The organism is Mesorhizobium sp. B1-1-6 (assembly GCF_006443035.1).
Classification (GTDB): Bacteria; Pseudomonadota; Alphaproteobacteria; order Rhizobiales; family Rhizobiaceae; genus Mesorhizobium.
In genome coordinates this window covers 21,641-39,532 of the sequence record NZ_VFWR01000007.1, presented here as the reverse complement: position 1 = coordinate 39,532, position 17,892 = coordinate 21,641, and the positions used below count along the sequence as shown (strand labels likewise).

13 protein-coding genes are annotated in these 17,892 nt (G+C 61.5%); 4 read left to right on the top strand and 9 right to left on the bottom strand.

Annotation, left to right across the window (positions count from 1 at the left end):
- The first annotated feature begins 1,058 nt into the window (after positions 1-1,058).
- Positions 1,059-1,436, top strand: coding sequence for a hypothetical protein (locus tag FJ979_RS15280; protein WP_224684749.1), 378 nt, complete (start codon positions 1,059-1,061; stop codon positions 1,434-1,436).
- Positions 1,437-1,702: 266 nt separating this feature from the next.
- Here FJ979_RS15280 and FJ979_RS15275 read toward each other — a convergent pair whose 3' ends face one another.
- Genes FJ979_RS15275 through FJ979_RS15255 form a run of 5 tightly spaced genes read right to left on the bottom strand, consistent with a single transcriptional unit; the run spans position 1,703 to position 8,070 of the window.
- Positions 1,703-2,641 carry an ABC transporter permease gene (locus FJ979_RS15275; RefSeq protein ID WP_140581962.1) on the bottom strand — a complete coding sequence of 313 codons (939 nt, stop codon included), beginning with the start codon at positions 2,639-2,641 and terminating at the stop codon, positions 1,703-1,705.
- Positions 2,634-3,716, bottom strand: a complete 1,083-nt coding sequence (locus tag FJ979_RS15270) for an ABC transporter permease (RefSeq protein WP_224681965.1) — start codon at positions 3,714-3,716, stop codon at positions 2,634-2,636. The genes FJ979_RS15275 and FJ979_RS15270 overlap by 8 nt, the downstream gene beginning before the upstream one ends.
- On the bottom strand, positions 3,713-5,230 hold the full coding sequence (locus tag FJ979_RS15265) for an ABC transporter ATP-binding protein (RefSeq protein WP_140581960.1): 1,518 nt from the start codon (positions 5,228-5,230) through the stop codon (positions 3,713-3,715). The genes FJ979_RS15270 and FJ979_RS15265 overlap by 4 nt, the downstream gene beginning before the upstream one ends.
- A gap of 29 nt (positions 5,231-5,259) precedes the next feature.
- Complete coding sequence (locus tag FJ979_RS15260) at positions 5,260-6,273, bottom strand: BMP family ABC transporter substrate-binding protein (protein ID WP_140581957.1); 1,014 nt, start codon at positions 6,271-6,273, stop codon at positions 5,260-5,262.
- A gap of 15 nt (positions 6,274-6,288) precedes the next feature.
- The gene (locus FJ979_RS15255) at positions 6,289-8,070 is read right to left on the bottom strand and encodes an adenine deaminase (RefSeq protein ID WP_140518203.1); all 1,782 of its coding nucleotides are present in this window, start codon (positions 8,068-8,070) and stop codon (positions 6,289-6,291) included.
- Between the two features lie 160 nt (positions 8,071-8,230).
- Here FJ979_RS15255 and FJ979_RS15250 point away from each other — a divergent pair, with 160 nt between their 5' ends.
- Together FJ979_RS15250 and ade are read left to right on the top strand one after the other, a co-directional pair.
- Positions 8,231-9,205, top strand: coding sequence for a LysR family transcriptional regulator (locus tag FJ979_RS15250; protein WP_140500716.1), 975 nt, complete (start codon positions 8,231-8,233; stop codon positions 9,203-9,205).
- Entirely contained in the window at positions 9,202-11,001 is a 1,800-nt protein-coding gene (ade, locus tag FJ979_RS15245; protein WP_140581954.1) for an adenine deaminase, read from the top strand. The genes FJ979_RS15250 and ade overlap by 4 nt, the downstream gene beginning before the upstream one ends.
- A gap of 81 nt (positions 11,002-11,082) precedes the next feature.
- Here the strand turns inward: ade and FJ979_RS15240 are convergent, their stop codons facing one another.
- From FJ979_RS15240 to FJ979_RS15225, 4 genes are all read right to left on the bottom strand, one after another.
- Entirely contained in the window at positions 11,083-11,799 is a 717-nt protein-coding gene (locus FJ979_RS15240) for a GntR family transcriptional regulator (protein ID WP_140500714.1), read from the bottom strand.
- Between the two features lie 156 nt (positions 11,800-11,955).
- Positions 11,956-13,431, bottom strand: coding sequence for an amidohydrolase family protein (locus tag FJ979_RS15235; RefSeq protein ID WP_140581951.1), 1,476 nt, complete (start codon positions 13,429-13,431; stop codon positions 11,956-11,958).
- Positions 13,421-14,617, bottom strand: coding sequence for an amidohydrolase (locus FJ979_RS15230; RefSeq protein WP_140500712.1), 1,197 nt, complete (start codon positions 14,615-14,617; stop codon positions 13,421-13,423). The genes FJ979_RS15235 and FJ979_RS15230 overlap by 11 nt, the downstream gene beginning before the upstream one ends.
- A 33-nt stretch (positions 14,618-14,650) precedes the next feature.
- Complete coding sequence (locus FJ979_RS15225; protein ID WP_140581949.1) at positions 14,651-16,021, bottom strand: amidohydrolase family protein; 1,371 nt, start codon at positions 16,019-16,021, stop codon at positions 14,651-14,653.
- Positions 16,022-16,180: 159 nt separating this feature from the next.
- On the opposite strand from FJ979_RS15225, the gene FJ979_RS15220 reads away from it, so the two are divergent.
- The gene (locus FJ979_RS15220) at positions 16,181-17,752 is read left to right on the top strand and encodes an ABC transporter substrate-binding protein (protein ID WP_140581946.1); all 1,572 of its coding nucleotides are present in this window, start codon (positions 16,181-16,183) and stop codon (positions 17,750-17,752) included.
- Positions 17,753-17,892: the final 140 nt, after the last annotated feature.

Sequence of the window (17,892 nt, the reverse complement as noted above, 5' to 3'; positions counted from 1 at the left end):
TCGGCTGGGGCGGCACGCACCGTCAAGTGGAGCGTGCATGAGCTGCTTGAGGCCAGGAGTTGAATGACTGCTTAGCCCGCTTGATGCCGAAAGCCGACCTCTCGCTTGCGGCCCCTAATTTCACCTTGAATCCAACGCAAAGTAAAAAAGGGCCGAGCTGAGACACATATGGTGTGCACGCCGAGCGGACTTTGCGCTGCCGCCCGGGAACCATCTTGGAACGAAGCCAAACGTTCTCTAATTGCAGATGCTGGTGACTTGGAAGGACGCGCACAACGGAAATCCAAGGAATTTTCGACGCACTCGCAACATCCAAGCATGAGCGGTGGAGAGAAGTTCTATACTCACCTGTTCGACCCGGGGCCTGATGACCGTCCCATGCCGGGGTTGATCCATATGGCGTGGCGTCGCAGGCGCGAACCTTCAAATTTTCCGTGATAAAGAGAATGCTGGATTCAGTAGGCTGACAATTGTAGTGCCGAGAATAGATGAGGCCCGCAATCGCTTGAAGAAATTGGAGTGAAGCTGACCGCTGAACCGGAGGCTGACTGCGGAAGGATCGCTACGAGTTCATCTGCAAGGCGTGGGCGTCACAGCCGGAACGCTTCAGACTCAATCCGCTCCAGCAAATGCCGGGACCAAACATTTAGGCGATCAACCGGGGTGGGCAAGATGTGCCGCGTGCGCAGATATCAGGGCCCTGAATCTGCCGCTCAACAGGCACCTCGCCGCTGGCCAATCGCTCGCCGCTGGAAAACGCGGCTGCGCTGGCTGAGGAAACATCTTCGGCTGGGCCGGCGACTCTATGCCATGAGCCTCCGGCAGGCTTGGACCGCGCGAAAAAAGGCGTCGCACGGCTGGGTCTGTCACACTACACCACGACGGACGAGGTCGACCAAGCCATAGAGGCCGTCGCCCGGCTCGCGGTCCGACGGGGGGAGCATTAAGTAGGCAAAAAGGGGACCAGCTGTGGCTGCTGTGGATAATGGGTCCTGGTGTCTTGCTGATTGGGCCAGCTAGCGCGCACTCTCACAGCTATGGTGGCAGAGCATGTCGAATTGGCCTTGTTTGAGCAGTCACTCGGCAACATCGAAGGCCTCAATCAACCGTTCTGTGATCGTGTGGCGGACGCTGCGGAAAAAACCGAAGGGTCGGTTCTGTTCGATGTCCGCGTTGACGGCGATACCTGGGTCCAGCGGATAGCTGCGATTGGATATGGCGTGATAGGTACAGCTATAATCGTGATGGGGAAGAACGGACAACTTAGATGCGCATCGGTAGACGGGGATACCGCTCTTTTGGTGTCAGAACTGGCTGCCTGGAATGCGTCTCCGCTTGGTGAGCAAGCGAAGATTGATCAACGCGGAGCAGCCAACATCCTGCTGGCGACGCTCCGTAGTTCAGGTCACTTCGGCAGTGGTGGCTGGCGTTCCTGAGCGAGGCTTATGCAGCCTTCTGGCTAACCACCAGCGGGATAGTCGAGTTCCAACGATCCAGATTTCCAGGGCGGCAAATTGCTTGCCCTGTGACGTCCCGTGACTGACGGTCAGGTCTCCCTACCTGGGCGGGTTGGGCTACAATACCGGCTTCGCCAAAGCGGTCGATCTTGCTGGAAGCTTGCTGCCGCGGTCACGGGTTGAGCCATGCCGCATGGCAGCTACGTACAGGCAGCCTTACAGCAGCAGAATGAAAACCGACCACCCTATTCCCGCCTGTACGGCACGCCCAGCATAGCCGGTGCGCTGGTCCGCGAGCGACGGATCATCAACGCAACGATCGCCGCAACATAAGGCATCATCAACATATATTGGTAGGGAATGGCGATACCGACGCCCTGGATTTGCAATTGCAGCGCGTCGAGGAAGGAGAACACCAGAGCCGCCACGAAAATCGGGTAGGGGCGCCATAGGCCGGCGATGACGATGATGATGGCCAGCCAGCCGCGCCCGTTGGTCATGTCCGGCACGAAACGCGCCGCCTGGCCGACGGAGAGAAACGCGCCGGCAACGCCCGCCATCAGGCCGCCGAAGAGCACGGCGGCATATTGCACCGGCGCGACCTTTACCCCCTTAACATCGAGGGCCTTGGGATTGTCGCCGGCGCAGCGCACGATCAGTCCATAACGCGTCCGGAACAGGAAGAGCCATACCGCCGGCACCATCAGAAAGGCTATGTAGGTCAGCACCCGCTGGTCAAACAGGATGGGGCCCAGCACGGGAATATCGCTCAGCCCCGGCACCGGCACATCGGCGAAGAAGGGGATGGTCGGCGTCTTGCCGTCGCCAGCGAAAGCGGAACGCAACCAGTATGTGGAAAGGCCGGCGCCGAGCAGGTTGACGGCAAGACCGGTGACGATCTGCTCTACTTTCAGCGTGATCACCAGCACGGCAAAGACGAGAGCCATCAGCGCGCCGGTAAATCCGGCAGCGAGGACGCCCAGCCATAACGACCCGCTTTCATAGGCGGCGAGATAGCCGGTGAAGGCTCCCATCAGCATCATGCCCTCAAGACCCATATTGTAGACGCCGCTGCGCTCGGCGATAAGTTCGCCAAGTGCGGCGAGCAGGAGCGGGGTGCTGATGCGGATGGTGGCCGCCGCCACACTGACCAGGATTGAGGTTTGAAAGAGTGCGTCAAGCACGGCCGACCCTCCGCAGGCGGAAATTGCACGCTGCCCAGCCAGCTAGGAAGAACAAAAGCAGGATCGCTTGGATGGCGTATATCAGCGCCGAGGGCACGCCGGTCTTGATCTGCATGAGCGTAGCGCCGTTGAGCAACGCTCCGAACAGCACCGAGGCAACGACGACGCCAAGCGGATGCAATTGGCCGAGGATGGCCACGATGATGCCGCTGTAGCCGTAACCTGCTATTACGCCTGCCTTCAGGCGGTAATGGACGCCGTAGACTTCCGTGATCCCCGCGAGCCCCGCAAGCGCGCCGGAAACCAGAAGCACAACTATGACCAGCCTTCGAGTATTGGTGCCCTGTACATCGAGCGCGCGCATGTTGGACCCGGCAGCCTTGATCTCATAGCCCAGCGGTGTGCGCGTCAACAGCATGTGAACCAAGCCAGCCGCCACAATCGCCAGCAGGAAGCCGGAATGCAGGCGTGAACCGGAAAACAGCAACGGAAGCACCGAGCCCGGATCGACCTTCGGCGTCTGTTCGAAGAAGGCGCCCGCCTCGCTCCATGGGCCGCGCAGCAGCAGCAGCGAAAGGACATAGACGATGATGTAGTTGAGCATGACGGTCGAGATCACCTCATCGACCGAGAAGCGGGTCTTCAGCACGCCCGCAAGGCCGGCATAGAGTGCGCCGCCGACAATGCCACCGATTATAACCACAGGAATTTGGATGAAAGGCGAAAATCCGGTGAGATTGTGCTGCGCCCAATAAGCGAACATGGCGCCGGCAAAAACCTGGCCTTCGGCGCCAATGTTCCAGATACGCGCGCGGAAGGCGACACAGGCGGCAAGACCGGTGAAGATCAGGGGCGTTGCCTTGACCAGCGTTTCGCCGGCGGCGCGCAACGAGCCAAAGCTGCCTTTCAGGAGAGCCGTGAAGGCGGCACCCGGGCTGGCGCCCGCGGCGGCGAAAAGCAGACTGCAAACCAAAACCGCCGCGATCGCCGCCAAAGCAAGTGCAACGATGCGCGCGGTCGGCCGCGGTTCCAGCCGGCGCTCGAGGCGCCACTCCACGAGATTGAAACCGGTCACGCCGCAGCCTCGCTCCCATGGCCGGCCATCAGGCTGCCGATTTCGTCATAGGTGGTTTTTTCCGTATCGAGCACCGCAAGGATGCGGCCGCGAAACATCACACATATACGACGGCTGAGAGCGAAAAGATCCTCCAGTTCCTCGCTCGCAAGCAGGATGGCGCAGCCTTCGTCGCGCTTGTGCAGGAGTTGTCGGTAAACGAATTCGATGGCGCCGACATCGAGTCCGCGCGTCGGCTGGTTGCACATCAGAAGCCGCTTCGCTTTGGCGAACTCGCGGGCGAGGATGACCTTCTGCGCGTTGCCGCCAGACAATTTGCGAGAGGGTGACGACGGCCCGGTTGCGGCAATCGAATAGGCAGCGATGACCATGCGCGCATTTGCGTCGAGCGCCGCGGTGTCGATGAATGGCCCATTGCGCCAGCGCGTTTGCCATTGTTGGCCAAGGACAAGATTCTCGCCGATATCGAGATCGGCAACGAGCCCGTCGCGGAAGCGGTCGCTGGGCACGTAGCCAATGCCTTTCGCAGCAATCGTCGCCGGTGAGTACGCCTGCAGAGTTTCGCCATCGAGCAAGACCGTGCCGCCGTCGGGCGCGGCGAGGCCTGCGAGGCACTCGAACAGCTCGTCTTGGCCATTCCCGGAAACGCCGGCGATGCCGACGATCTCGCCGGCTGCGATGTCGAGCGATGCGTTGTCCAGCACGGGCCTTCCATCGCGCAGGTGCGTGAGCCCACGCACCGAAAGCACCGTCTCGCCGGTCGCTTTCGCATCTGCGGCGCGCGCCGGCGCCGCAACGGAGCGGCCGACCATCATGGTGGTGAGTTGGTCGCGGCTGACGTTCGAGGTTATGACCGTTCCGACCAGTCTGCCCTTGCGCAGCACGCTGACCCGGTCGGATTGCATCACTTCCGACATCTTATGGCTGATCAGCACGACCGACAGATCTTCACTGGTGAGCCGCCGCACGATCGCAAACAGGCGGCGCGATTCCTCGGGCGTCAGCACCGCCGTCGGTTCGTCGAGGATAAGCAGTCTGGCGCCAGTGTAGAGCGCCTTGACGATCTCGACCCATTGCTGTTCGCCGACGGAAAGGTCGCCGACGTGCCGGTGTGGGTTGAGCGAGATGCCGTAGGTGGAGCAGATCGTCTCGATCCTGGAGAGAGCCTCAGCCCGGCCCAGCCGCCAGCCGGAGCCCGTTCCTACCGCCACATTCTCCAGCACAGTGAAGTTGGGCACCAAGACGAAATGCTGGTGCACCATACCGATGCCGGCGCGGATGGCTTCGCCCGGCGAGCCTAGCTGGACGGTCTTGCCGTCCACCCGAATTTCGCCGGCGTCTGGCTGGTAGAGCCCGTAGAGGCAGGACGACAGTGTCGACTTGCCTGCGCCATTCTCCCCCAACAAGCAATGCAATTCTCCGGGCATGACGTCGAGCGAGACGTCGTCATTGGCGGCAAGCGCAGCGAAACGCTTCGTCAGGTGCCGAACCGACAGGCGCGGTATCTTGCTCATCTCGGATCGGCCCGGCACCACCTCCGGCGTCAGTCCGATTTCGGCTCGTTCACATTGAGCTCGATTTTCTTCTTGCCGCCCTGGATGGCCTTGGCCGTTTCAGCCGCAAGCGCCTTTACGTCATCGGGCATTTTGGCTTCCCAGGCAGGATTGAGGATGAGGTCGCCCGAACCCTGCTGCCAGCTGAACCACCTTGGTTCCTTCGGCGCGTCGAATTTGGCGTTCATGGTCTTTGCCTTCCACCATTCATCGATGATCCAATTAATGTGCGGATCCCATTTGACGATGGTGGAGGCGACGATCGACTTCGGCGCCACTTTCGACATGTCCACATAATTGCCGAAGCAGCCTATGCCGCGCTCCTCGCAAACCTCGAAGGCGCCCGACATCTGGTAGATCATGTCCGCGCCGGCGGCGATCTGCGCCGAGGTCGCCTCGTTCGATTTAGCCGGATCGAACCAGGACTGGATGAAGGTGATCTTCTGTTTCACCTTTGGGTTCGCTTCCTTGGCGCTGGTGAAGAAGGCATTGATCTGATCGTTGGTATCTTCGGCCGGGAAGGTGGAGATGGCGCCGATGACATTCGACTTCGTGAGTTTGCCGGCCAGTTGCCCCATCACGTAGGCAGGCTCGTGCGCGTGGACGAATATCCAATAGGCATTGCCGCCGAGTCCGCGATTGCCCGAACCGCTCATGACGAACATCGTATCGGGGAATTCGTCCTTCAGCTTCTCGATCGCATCTGCATAGGCGGTGTCGCCGAACAAGATGTCGTAGTCGCCGGTCTCAGCATAGGTGCGGAACACCTGCTCGGCATTGTCGTAAACGTTCTCGGTATAATTGACCTCGATGTCGAGGCCGTGGGGCTTGGCGGCGATGATCCGGTCCATGGAACTCACGAAGGATGATTCCCACGGTGCTTCCTTGCCCGCCGAAAGAATGCCGGCGATCCTGAGCTTGGTCGGCTCTTCGGCTTGTACGCGGCCGCCCCACAGCCACGTCGCGGCCACGAGCGAAACAGCGACAACAAGGTTTTTCAGCATGGTTCCCTCCCTTTTCTAGCGTTCCCAGTCATGAGGCCGGCTTAACGGATCGACCACCGTCAGGTTTATGCAATCGATCAGGCCGAGATCGGTTATCGCGAAATCGGGTATCGCGGTGATCTGCAGCACGAACATGTACATGAAAGGCCATGGCAGCCTACAGCCGAGCGCGCGCGCGGCGGCGTCGAGCTCCTGCTCTTTCTTCGCCATCTCTGGAGGATCAATGTCCGATACGATTCCGCCGATCGGCAGGGGCAGGAATGACACGATCCGACCGCCGTCCGCCACCGCCTGGCCGCCATTGTTCTCGATAATGTGGTTGATTGCCAACGACATGTCGTGGGGATTGGTGCCCACACAAACGATGTTGTTATCATCAGGCGCCGTCGAAGTGGCGAGTGCGCCGGAGCGCAGTCCGAAGCCTGAAGCGAACGCGACCGGCCGATGGGAAGTGCGGCCGTAGCGTTCGACGACGGTGAGATACTGCACGTCCTGTGATGGATCCGCGTCTATATAGCCGTCGCGGACCGGGAGCACGACATCACGTCGCGTGCGTACGAATATTCTCTCGGGCGTAACGGCGATCGCCAGCACGGCCGCCTTGTCGCCCGCTCCGGGCGCGCGCACCAATAGGTCTTTCTGTGAAACCGGCGCTACCTTGAATGTGTTGGTGACAACGGCGCTGCGGGCAGGCGGCGCAAGATCGTCCACGAGCTTGCCGTCGCGGGCGGCCAGCTTGCCCTTCGCGATGACACCTGAGACATGGAAATCCGCGATATCCTTGACCAGCAGGATATCGGCGGCGAGCCCGGGCGAGATCGAGCCGACCTTCTGGCCGATGCGCAGCGCCTCGGCGCCGTTGATGGTCGCCATCTGGATGGCGGTGAGCGGCGGAACTCCCATCGCGACCGCCATGCGGATCATGTTGTCGAGGTGGCCGCGGGCCAGGATATCCGAGGCGACCACGTCATCGGTGCAGAAGCTGACCCGGCTCGTCGCGGCTATTCCCATCTCGGTGACCATCCGCAGGTTCTCTTCGAGAAAATGGGAGATCGAAGATTCGCGAATGACGACATGCATGCCTTTGCGCAGCTTCTCCAGCATCTCGTCCGCCGTGTAGCTCTCGTGGTCGGAGCGCACTCCGGCCTGCAGGTAGCTGTTCAATCGATTGCCGCGACACATCGGCGAGCAGCCGAGAATCGGCAGACGGCTCTTTTCGGCGATCTCGACCGCCTGCAGAACGTGCTCATCCATCGTGTCGACGAACTCGCGCACCGTCTCCCATATGCCGATGCATTCCGGCCAGGAATGGGTGGCGCGGTGATCGTCCGGTCCGAAATAATAGCCGACGTTGGAGCGAGGCAGTGTGTAGGGCGTCTTGCATGGTGCGCCCCAGAAGATCTTGAGAGGGGTTGCCTTGGCCTCGTCGAGGAATTCGCGGGCGCCTTCCAGGCCGGACACCACGAGGATCTGGTCGAGGCCCGACACAATCGAAGTGGTGCCGAGCGGCACCACCGCCTTGGCGAAGCTAGTTACCGACATCTTGGAACATTCAACGTGGAGGTGGCCGTCTATCAGGCCAGGGCAGAGGAAATAACCAGTAGCATCGATCATCTCGGTCTCGGGGCCGCGGTACTCCGAGACGTCTCCGACAGCGACGATGCGATCCTTGTAGACGGCGACGTCGGCCGGATAGATCTCACCCGAAGCGACGTTGACTAGTGTGCCGCCGGTGACGATGAGAGTCGATTTATGCTCGGCGCGACCAGCACGGATGAATTCGCGTATGTCGGACAAATTCATCTCCGCTCGTGTGGCCTCGCTCGGGCTTGGGACCAAGCTTCTCTGCGCCAAAAATCCCACCTTGCGCGCTCTGATCCTGTCGTATTAGGGTCGTCCATGCAAATGGCAGTTTCCGGCTAGTTCTGGACGCACCGTTCAAATTCTTGGACGATCGATGGATTTTGAAGCGATCGATTATTTTATCAAAGTGGCGGAGGCGCAGTCGCTCTCGCACGCCGCGAAACTGTATGGACTGCCCAAGTCCAGCCTCAGTCACAAAGTGCGCGCGTTGGAGGATTCGCTCGGTGTCGCACTGTTTGTGCGCGACGGTCGGGAACTGCATTTGAGCGATGCCGGGGCCGAGTTCCTCGACCATGCGCAACGCATCAAGGAAAGTTGCGAAGGAGCCAAAGCGGCGATCGCCGAGGCGGGCCACGATATCGCCGGCACGCTGACGATCGGCTCGACCGGCGAGTTCGGCACTTCCTTCACCTCGGAACTGCTGTTCGCCTTCCGCCAACAGTATCCGCAGGTGAATGTCGACGTGATCTTCCTTTCGCTCGGATATTTCCTGGCGCCCGAAAAGCACCAGCCTTTCGACGGCATATTCCATTGGGGCGAGCCGGCGAACTCAGACTACATCGCTCGCAAGCTCGGGGAGGCTTCCTTCTGTCTCTACGCCAGCCCGCGCTACATTGAGCAATTCGGGGAACCGTCGACGCCCGCAGACTTGGCGGGCCATGGGGCCGTCGCCTTCCGCCGCCCGAGCGGCGTGCAATCCTGGCATCTCGAGCGCGGCGCGGAAACGGTCGACTTCATGCCGACCGCGCAGTGCATGGCGAACGACTACTGGATGCTGAAATACTTCGCCGTAGCCGGCGAGGGCATCGTCTATCTGCCAGCCTTCTTCACCGAGATCGAGTGCAAGAACGGCGATCTGGTGCCGGTGCTCCCGCAATGGCGCTCGCCACTGGTTCCAATCAATCTGCTCTACATGCGACGCCGGTATGTGTCGCGTAAGTTCGCCGCCTTCCTTGATTTCTGCCTGGACTATTACCGCCAGCGCGCCGCTTACAGTTCGCCAAGATATTGCGTCGAGGTCGTGCGGCCCTTTGCGGGCGCGCGCGCTGGGGGAGAAAACAACAGATGATCAAGAGCTGGTTCGAATGCGCGCCGCAGTTGGTTGATGTCGCCATGGGACGCACGCCGGCCGACATGGTGGTCCGGAACGTGCGCTGGGTGAATGTCCATTCGTGCGAGATCATCCCCGCGACGGACATTGCCATCGCGGTCGGCCGCTTCGCCTTCATCGGCCCGAATGCCGACCATGCCGTGGGCCCCGAGACGCAGATTATCGACGGAGAGGGCCGCTACGCGCTGCCGGGGCTGTGCGATGCGCATATGCATGTCGAGAGCGGCATGGTCACCGTTACCGAGTTCGCGCGTGCGGTCATCCCGCATGGCACCACCTCGATGTTCATCGACCCGCACGAGATCGCCAACGTCCTGGGCATGCCGGGCGTCAAGCTGATGCACGACGAGGCTGCCGGACTGCCGATCAATGTGTTCGTGCAAATGCCGAGCTGCGTGCCGAGCGCTCCGGGCCTCGAGAACGCGGGTGCCAGCCTCGGTCCCGCCGACGTGCGTGAGGCGATGTCGTGGCCGAACATCGTCGGCCTCGGCGAGATGATGAACTTTCCTGGGGTGGTCGCCGGAAATGGCGACATGCTGGCCGAGATCGCTGCCACTCAGGCGGCAGGCAAGACGGTGGGCGGCCACTATGCCTCGAAGGATCTCGGTCTGCCCTTCCATGCCTATGTCGCCGCCGGTCCGTCCGACGATCACGAAGGCACCAGCCTGGCGGACTGCGTTGCGCGGGTGCGCCAGGGCATGCGCGCCATGTTACGGCTTGGCTCCGCCTGGTACGACGTCGCCGCGCAGATCAAGGCGCTGACCGAGCTCAGCCTGGACTCGCGCAATTTCGTGCTGTGTACCGACGACAGCCATTCCGGCACACTAGTCAATGACGGCCATATGAACCGCGTTGTGCGCCATGCCATCGCCCAGGGATTAAAGCCGATCACCGCGATTCAGATGGCCACCCTGAATACTGCTCAGCATTTCGGCATGGAGCGTGAGCTTGGCTCGATAACGCCCGGGCGGCGCGCCGACCTGGTTTTGACCTCCGATCTCACCGAACTCCCGGTCGAAACCGTCATCGCACGCGGCTGTGTGGTGTCGAACGACGGCAAGCTCGTCGCCGACATCACGCCCTACGACTATCCCGCCTCGACCAAGAACACGGTTCGCTTGGGCAAGAAGCTCTCAGCGGCGGACTTCGACATCGTGGCGCCCGAGGGTGCGAACCAGGTCATGGCGCGGGTCATCGGCGTGCTCGAGAACCAGGCACCGACCCGTGCCCTGGAGGCTTCGCTCGGCGTCTTGAATGGTATCGTTCAGATGGATCGGACCGGTGACGTCTGCCAGATCGCGCTGGTGGAACGGCATCACGGCACGGGAAAGGTCATCAACGCGTTTGTTTCCGGCTTCGGTTACGACAAACCATGCGCCATCGCCAGCACCGTCGCCCATGACAGTCATCACATGATCGTGGTGGGTACCGACAAGGACGACATGGCGCTGGCGGCGAATCGGCTGGGACAGGTCGGCGGCGGCGTCGTGCTGTTCAGCGAAGGACGCGAACTTGCGCTTGTCAAGCTGCCGATCGCCGGACTGATGTCTGACCAGCGCGCCGAAATCGTGGCAGAAGAAGCCAATGGCCTGATCGCGGCGATGCTTGCCTGCGGATGCGCCCTCAATAATGCCTATATGCAGCACTCTCTGCTGGCGCTTGTCGTCATCCCGGAATTGCGCATCTCCGACATCGGACTGATCGATGTGTTGAAGTTCCAGCCGACCGAAGTGCTGGTCGCCACGACCGCATAAGGAGGCGGATTTAACCTGACATCACCTTCGTCCTGATCATTTTCGGGTCACTCCTCGTCTCTTCGGCATTCATCCAATAAATCATAGCCCTTCCTCCCGCGCATAGGCAGCAAGAAGGTCCGGAAAGTCATTTTCGGGTTTCGCTTTCAGCAGTGCACGTGTGGTGATTGCATCAATATGATGATCCATCAAGGCAGCAGCCTTGTTCCGGTCGGCCGCGGCCAGGGCGGCAATGATCTCGTGATGCTCGGATACGGCACAGTCGGACGAATGCGGCCGCCCGTAGAGCGACAGGATGAGCGATGAACGCGAAACGAGTTCCGTGACATAGCGCAGCAACAGTTCGTTTCCGGTCAGCGAGGCAAGCAGCACATGAAATTCGCCGGCCAACTGAATCGACGACGCGGCATTGTTGGCTTTGGCCATCTCTTCCGCGTCGACATGAGCTTCGAGCTGTTTGATCTTTTGCGGCGTCAGCTTGCCGATCAGCGTGTCGACCACCAGCGCTTCAAGCGCCCGCCGCACCTCGAATATATTGTGGCCTTCCTCCAGGCTCGGCTGCGCGACGCAGGCGCCCTTGTGCGGGCGCAATTCGACCAGGCCTTCGCCGTTCAGTCTTGCCAGCGCCTGCCTGACAATGGTGCGGCTGACGCCCAGCCGCTCGCCGATCGAATCCTCAGGCAGCTTTGTTCCCGCAGTCAGCGCCTGGTCGAGTATGACGCGCTTCAACGTGCGATAGACCGCGTCGGACTTGGATACGGCGGATTTCGGATTTTTATTGCGAATGTTGATTGTCATGACCGATCCTGAAAATTCATATCCAAGCACACAAGAAGAAAAGCATCCGCAAAGCCGGAGTTTAGAGATGCAAACGGCCCGGCGTCGAGGGCCAATGCCGTCGGCTCGCGTGCCATCAAGGTTTATTCCAATCGTTGTGTGTCGTTTCTGGAGCCCTCATGCCATGAACATCCGATAGCTGGGAGGGAAAATCTCGGCGACCGTCGGATGTCGCCAGGTGCGTTGCGGATAACGCTGGACAAGCCGTTCGAACTGGGCCTGTGCGCGCTGGTGGGCTGCATCGAGATCGAAACCCGGAATGGTTCGGGCGCTCATCACGGTGCGCCCGTCAATGATGACCGTGTGCACATCGCGTCCGCTTGCGGACGTCGTCAGGCAGGCGATCGGATCGAGGACCTGTCCCAGATGGTTGCCGGACAGGTCGAACACGACGATGTCGGCGGCTGCTCCCGCCTGCAAACGTCCCAGGTCCGACCGGCCGAGCGCGTCGGCGCCGCCAATCGTTGCCGCGTCATAGAGATCGGCTGATTTCGGCGTCTCCAGATTGCCCGCCATGACGCGGCCGAGCATCAGGCCGACCTGCATGTTCTGCACCATGTCGGGTGGCCAGGTGTCCGTGCCCATGCCGATGCGCAGACCCTGGCCGCGAAGGCGGGCGAAATTGTCGAGCGCCGCGCCATGCCGCGCCATCACCAGCGGGCAATGCACCAATGTGGCACCCGAACCGGCGATGATTTCGAGATCATCGCCGTCGGCGTGGGTGCCATGCGGCAACAACGCTCTTTCGCTGAGAAAGCGGATGTCCTGGAGCCAGCGGGCGGATGTCGTGCCGAACCGGCGACGCACTGTCTCGATCTCGAATGAAGACTGGCAGCAATGCAGACGGACCGGCACGCCGAGGTCTCGCGCGGCATTGGCGGTCCTGCGCAACAGGTCGGCGGTCCAGAACTCGACACGGTCCGGTGCAAGCATGGTTCGCACCAATCCGCCGAAGCGTCCTTCGTGCTCCAGGCAAAAGGCAACGGCATCGTCCAGACCCTCCGCGCCGCGCTCTTCGTCCACCTCGACGACGATGCCGCCATCCACCTCGATGACGGAATGGCCGGCGCGAAAGGCAGGCCCGAGATAGACGCGAAGGCCCAACTCTGCGGCGCTTTCGGCGGCGGATGCGAATTCGTCCGATGTCTCGTTCCATGCACGATAAAACAGCGATGCGATCGGCAATGCAGTAGTGATGCCGTTGCGGATGAGTTGCGCGAAGGCATAGTGTTTTTGAAACGCCAGCTCCTCGCGCGCCAGCATTTCGACCGGCCCGGCTTCCACATAGTCGCGCGGCCAGACGCGGCCCTTCTTCCAGCCGGGTTGATGATCGAGGCCGAGCACGCCCGTATCCAGGTCCGAAAGCGCATCCAGATCGATGAAACCCGGGCCGATCAGCGCCCTGCCATGATCGATCCGCCGCTTTACAGGCCCGCCGTAGCGATGGCCGACGAAGACGATCCTGCCGTTCTCATGGACGACCTCGCCATTCTCCAGAAGGACATGGCGCCCGTCCCGGTGGCCGACAACCCATCGCGCGGTGAGCAGGACAGGTCCGTCGTCACGCTGGTTCGTCCGACGACTATGCGACATCGGGCAGATCTCCGGCCAGCGCACCGTCACGCACGAGCACGCGGCCGCCGCGGATGACCGTGCGCTTCCGTGGGGTCAGGGCCACGGCTTCCGCCAGGGTCCGCGCGCAAACCAGCACGACATCGCCGTGGCAACCGGGCGAAAGCCCATAATCCGTCAGGCCGATACCTTGCGCGCCGCCAAAGGTGCAAACGCGCGCCGTCTCTTCCAGATCGGCATCGTTGGTCATGCCGTTGCGCTGCGCAAGATATTTGGCCCGCTCCAGCATGTCGCCATTGCCCCATGGCTCCCAGGTGCCCTGGATGCCGTCGGAACCGGATGCCACGACGAGGCCGGACTGGCGCATCATGCGCAGCGGAACCGCCGGCGCGGATGGGCTGCCGACCGTCATGACGGCGATGTCTTCAGCCGCCAGCGCGTCGATCAACGTGTGCTGCCTATGCGTGTCCAGCATGCCGAGACAATAGGCATGGCTCACCATGACGCGGCCCTGAAGGGAGAGCGCCTTGGTCCGTTCGACGATCAGCTCAAGGCAGAAGGCGCCCAATTCTCCCGGTTCGTGCAGATGAATGTCGACCGGCTTGCCGTATCGATCCGCGAGCGCGAAGATTGCGTCCAGGTGGCGAACCGGATCCCGCTCGATCGTTGCCGGGTCGATGCCGCCGACAATATCGGCCCCCGCCTTCAATGCGTCCTCCATCAGCGCCTGCGTGCCTTCGCGTCCCAGCATGCCGCTTTGCGGGAAGGCGACGACCTGCACGTCGACCAATCCCTTGAAGGCTTCGCGCGTTGCAACGACACCCTCGATGTTGGTAATGCCGATTTCCGTATCCACATCGACATGGCTGCGGATATGCGTCACGCCGAAAGCCAGCGTCTGCACGATCTGACGCGCCGATTGCCTGCGCGCATCGATGCCGAGTTCCCGCTTGGCCTTCCTGTCGGCCAGGATCCTGTCGTTGCGCGTGGGTCCCACACGGTTCTGAAACCAGTCCATGCCGACAAGCGTCTTATCGAGATGCGTGTGCGCCTCGACCAGGCCGGGCAGGGCAACCTGTCCAAGCCCGTCGATTTCATGCGCCGCTTTCCCGCTGGTTGCGTGCGCGAACCGACCGTCGCGAATGTAGAGGTCCGTGACAGCGCCGCCCAAGGGCCTGACATTGCGAATGAGAAGGTCTTCGGTCATCTGGGTCTCCCTGTTTGCGCCCCGGAACTCGGCCTATGCCAGCCCGGCGCGTTTCATCATCAGATGGAAGGCTCCTTCGGCGCGATCCAGAATGGCGTCTTCATCGTGATCGACGAGGCGGCGTCCGCGCATGAGGACACGCCCGTCGACGATCGTCGTGTCAACATCCGCGCCGTTGGCGAAGCGTGCCAGCCGCTGCGCGGGGTGTGCCGGCGGCCACAGATGCGGCTGGCGCATGTTGACCAGGATGATGTCGGCGCGCTTGCCCGGGTCCAGCGAGCCGATTTCGTTCTCCATCGACAGGGCACGCGCGCCCTCGATGGTCGCCATCTCCAGCAATTGCATCGGCGGCAGGACCGCATCGTTCCTGAAGTGCCGGGCATGATAGCGGTGCGCCTGGAACATGTTGCGGAACATGTCGAAAGAGCGATCGGGCGCCGCCGCGTCGGTGCCGAGCGACACGGTGACACCCCTTTCCATCAGTTCCGTCGCCGGACAACGGCCCGAGACCGACATCAGAGCACTTGGATTATGCGCCACCTTGGCGTGGCTGCGTTTCAGCGCGGCGATGTCTGCCTCGGTCAGTTCGATGCAGTGCGCCAGCAGCGAATGCTCGTCGAACAGATCGAGCCGTTCCGCATTGGCGGCGATGGAACCGTCGCGATGGCCATCCTGGATGAACAGCACGTTTTTTGCGCGAGCAAGGTCGCGAGCATTGCGGGACAGATTGTATACCGTTTGTTCGTCAAGTTCGCGCCGAGTGAACACCGGGAGAGAGACCGCAATCCGCACCCGGCCATCGCGACCAGCCCAATCATCGATGATTTCCGCGCACACTGCCAACTGGGTTTCCGGCGAAATGGTGATTTCGACAGACGGAACGTATGCGTGGTCCCGATAGACATGGGACGAGGTCGGCCGGTTCGGCCCGACGGCGAGTATCTCGCGCACTCCCATTTCGGCGATGGCGGCAAGATGTGCCCGTGCTGCCCCCGGCGCCTCGGTGCGCATGATGTCCGGCCCGCCGCCAAACAGCAGGGCAGCGGTGGTCGTTCCGCATTTTATGCGCTCAAGGGCCGACAATGTGGCCTCGGCTGCCCAGAATTCCGTATCCGACGCCTCTGCATAGATACGCCCCGCGATAGTCATCCAGGCTTCGGAATCGTCTCCCAGGCCTTTGGTCAGCATGTGACCCGCATGCGCGTGCGTGTCGACGAGACCCGGCATGACAACCATTCCCGAAGCATCGATGCGCGCCACCTTCTGATCTGTGGCGGGGGCCGCGCCGTCGCCGGCGGTGACGATCCGGCCATCCTCCACCAGGACATGACCCCTCGAGAAAATCCGGCGCCCCGCATCCATGGTGACGATGACACCGTTTTCTATCAGCAAGGCCTGGGTCATTCGGAATCCCTTTTCGGAACGGTCACTTGAGCGGTTTTGCACATGAGAAACGAAATCGAACATGCCTGCCTTGATATTGTGCACAATGTGTGTACGATATCAATGGGGATAAATGGTATCCAATATATCGGAAACTTCGTATACAAATGGGAGAAGAGAATGAGAAAATGCGTTAGGGTCCTGCTCGCCGGACTTGCGATGGTGATGTCGGTGACAGCGCCTTCGCTTGCACAGACACTGCGCTGGTCATCGGCCGGCGACGTCATTTCGTACGATCCGAATGCCCAGGTCGACAGTTTTACCCAGAGCGTCCAGAACATGGTGTTCGACGGGCTGGTGCGCCGCAACAAGGAAATGGCTATCGAGCCTGCGCTTGCGACCTCCTGGGAGATCGTCTCGCCGACGCGCTGGCGCTTCAAGCTGCGGCAGGGCGTCAAGTTCCACGAAGGTCAACCCTTCAATGCCGATGATGTCGTCGCCACCATCCAACGTCAGATCGATCCCGGCGCGCGCAACCGAGAAAACCTCTCCGCCGTAACCGGCGTCGAGAAGGTTGACGACTACACGGTCGACCTGATCCTGCGCGGACCCTATCCGCTGCTCCTGAACGATCTCGTCGCCATCTACATGATGAGCAAGCCATGGATGGAGGAGCACAATGCCCTCAAGCCCGGCAATGCCTCGACGGGGGTCGTCACCTACGCCAGCAATCATGCCAATGGCACCGGCGCGTTCAAGCTGGTCAGCTACGAGCCGGACTCGCGCTCGGTCTTCGCCGTCAACAAGGAATGGTGGGACAAGCCGCAGCACAATCTGACGGGGGTGGAATTCCGCCCGATCGCTTCGAACGCCACGCGCGTCGCGGCGCTGCTTTCGGGCGAACTCGACATGATCGCGCCGGTTCCGTTGCAGGACATCGACCGGGTCGCCAACACCGCCGGCCTGAAGGTTGTCGAGAACCCGTCGCTGCGCGAGATCTTTCTCGGCTTCAGCTTCCGGCCGGAGCTTCATGCAGCGCCCGGCAAGCCCAATCCGCTGCTGAACGTGAAAGTGCGCCAGGCGCTTTGGCACGCGGTCGACCTGAACACGATCCAGAAGCGTTTGATGCGCGGAAAGTCGCGCACCTCCGGCACGCTGGTCGCGCCACAGGTCACCGGCTACGATCAGTCGATCGACGTACCGCTGGACTATGATGTCGCGAAGGCGAAATCCATGCTGGCGGAAGCCGGCTATCCCGACGGCTTCAAGGTTGGACTGGCCTGTTCCAACGACCGCTACATCGCCGACGAACAGATCTGCCTGGCAATCGCGTCGATGTGGGCCAAGATCGGCGTCGAGGCCGACGTGCACGTCGAAAGCAAGACGACCTATTTCCCTCGAATGGATAAGGGCGATCTCGATATCTATATGCTCGGATGGGCCTCGCTACCGCCGATGGATGGCTACAGCGTGCTGCAAGCCTTGCTGGCGACCAATGACGGCAATTATGGCGGCAGCAACCCCAACGGGCTTTCCAACGCCAAGATCGACGAATTGGCCCGTTCGGCATCGACCGAACTGGACGAGGCCAAGCGGGTGGATATGCTGAAGGCGGCCTTCAAGATCACGCATGATGAGGCCCTCTATCTGCCGCTGCACCAGCAGCCGGTCGCCTGGGCGATGAGCGACAAGGTCGACATGCCGCAATTCCCCGACGAGTATGTGCGTCCCTGGTTCGCGCATATGAACTAGGAAAATGCGCCGGTAAGGCGTGCCCGCGCTTGCGAGGGAGCTTTCGCGGACACGCCTGACTCGGTTGGAGCGCCTGCTATCCGTGGTGGATCGCGAGCTGCTCCAGCGGTGGCGCAAGCCCCGCCTGTCTCGATCCGCGC

Coding starts and splice junctions, on each gene's coding strand:
- FJ979_RS15265 (WP_140581960.1), bottom strand. CDS start 5,230: ATGAGCAAGATACCGCGCCTGTCGGTTCGGCACCTGACGAAGCGTTTC.
- FJ979_RS15260 (WP_140581957.1), bottom strand. CDS start 6,273: ATGCTGAAAAACCTTGTTGTCGCTGTTTCGCTCGTGGCCGCGACGTGG.
- FJ979_RS15250 (WP_140500716.1), top strand. CDS start 8,231: ATGGATTTTGAAGCGATCGATTATTTTATCAAAGTGGCGGAGGCGCAG.
- ade (WP_140581954.1), top strand. CDS start 9,202: ATGATCAAGAGCTGGTTCGAATGCGCGCCGCAGTTGGTTGATGTCGCC.
- FJ979_RS15240 (WP_140500714.1), bottom strand. CDS start 11,799: ATGACAATCAACATTCGCAATAAAAATCCGAAATCCGCCGTATCCAAG.
- FJ979_RS15235 (WP_140581951.1), bottom strand. CDS start 13,431: ATGTCGCATAGTCGTCGGACGAACCAGCGTGACGACGGACCTGTCCTG.
- FJ979_RS15230 (WP_140500712.1), bottom strand. CDS start 14,617: ATGACCGAAGACCTTCTCATTCGCAATGTCAGGCCCTTGGGCGGCGCT.
- FJ979_RS15225 (WP_140581949.1), bottom strand. CDS start 16,021: ATGACCCAGGCCTTGCTGATAGAAAACGGTGTCATCGTCACCATGGAT.
- FJ979_RS15220 (WP_140581946.1), top strand. CDS start 16,181: ATGAGAAAATGCGTTAGGGTCCTGCTCGCCGGACTTGCGATGGTGATG.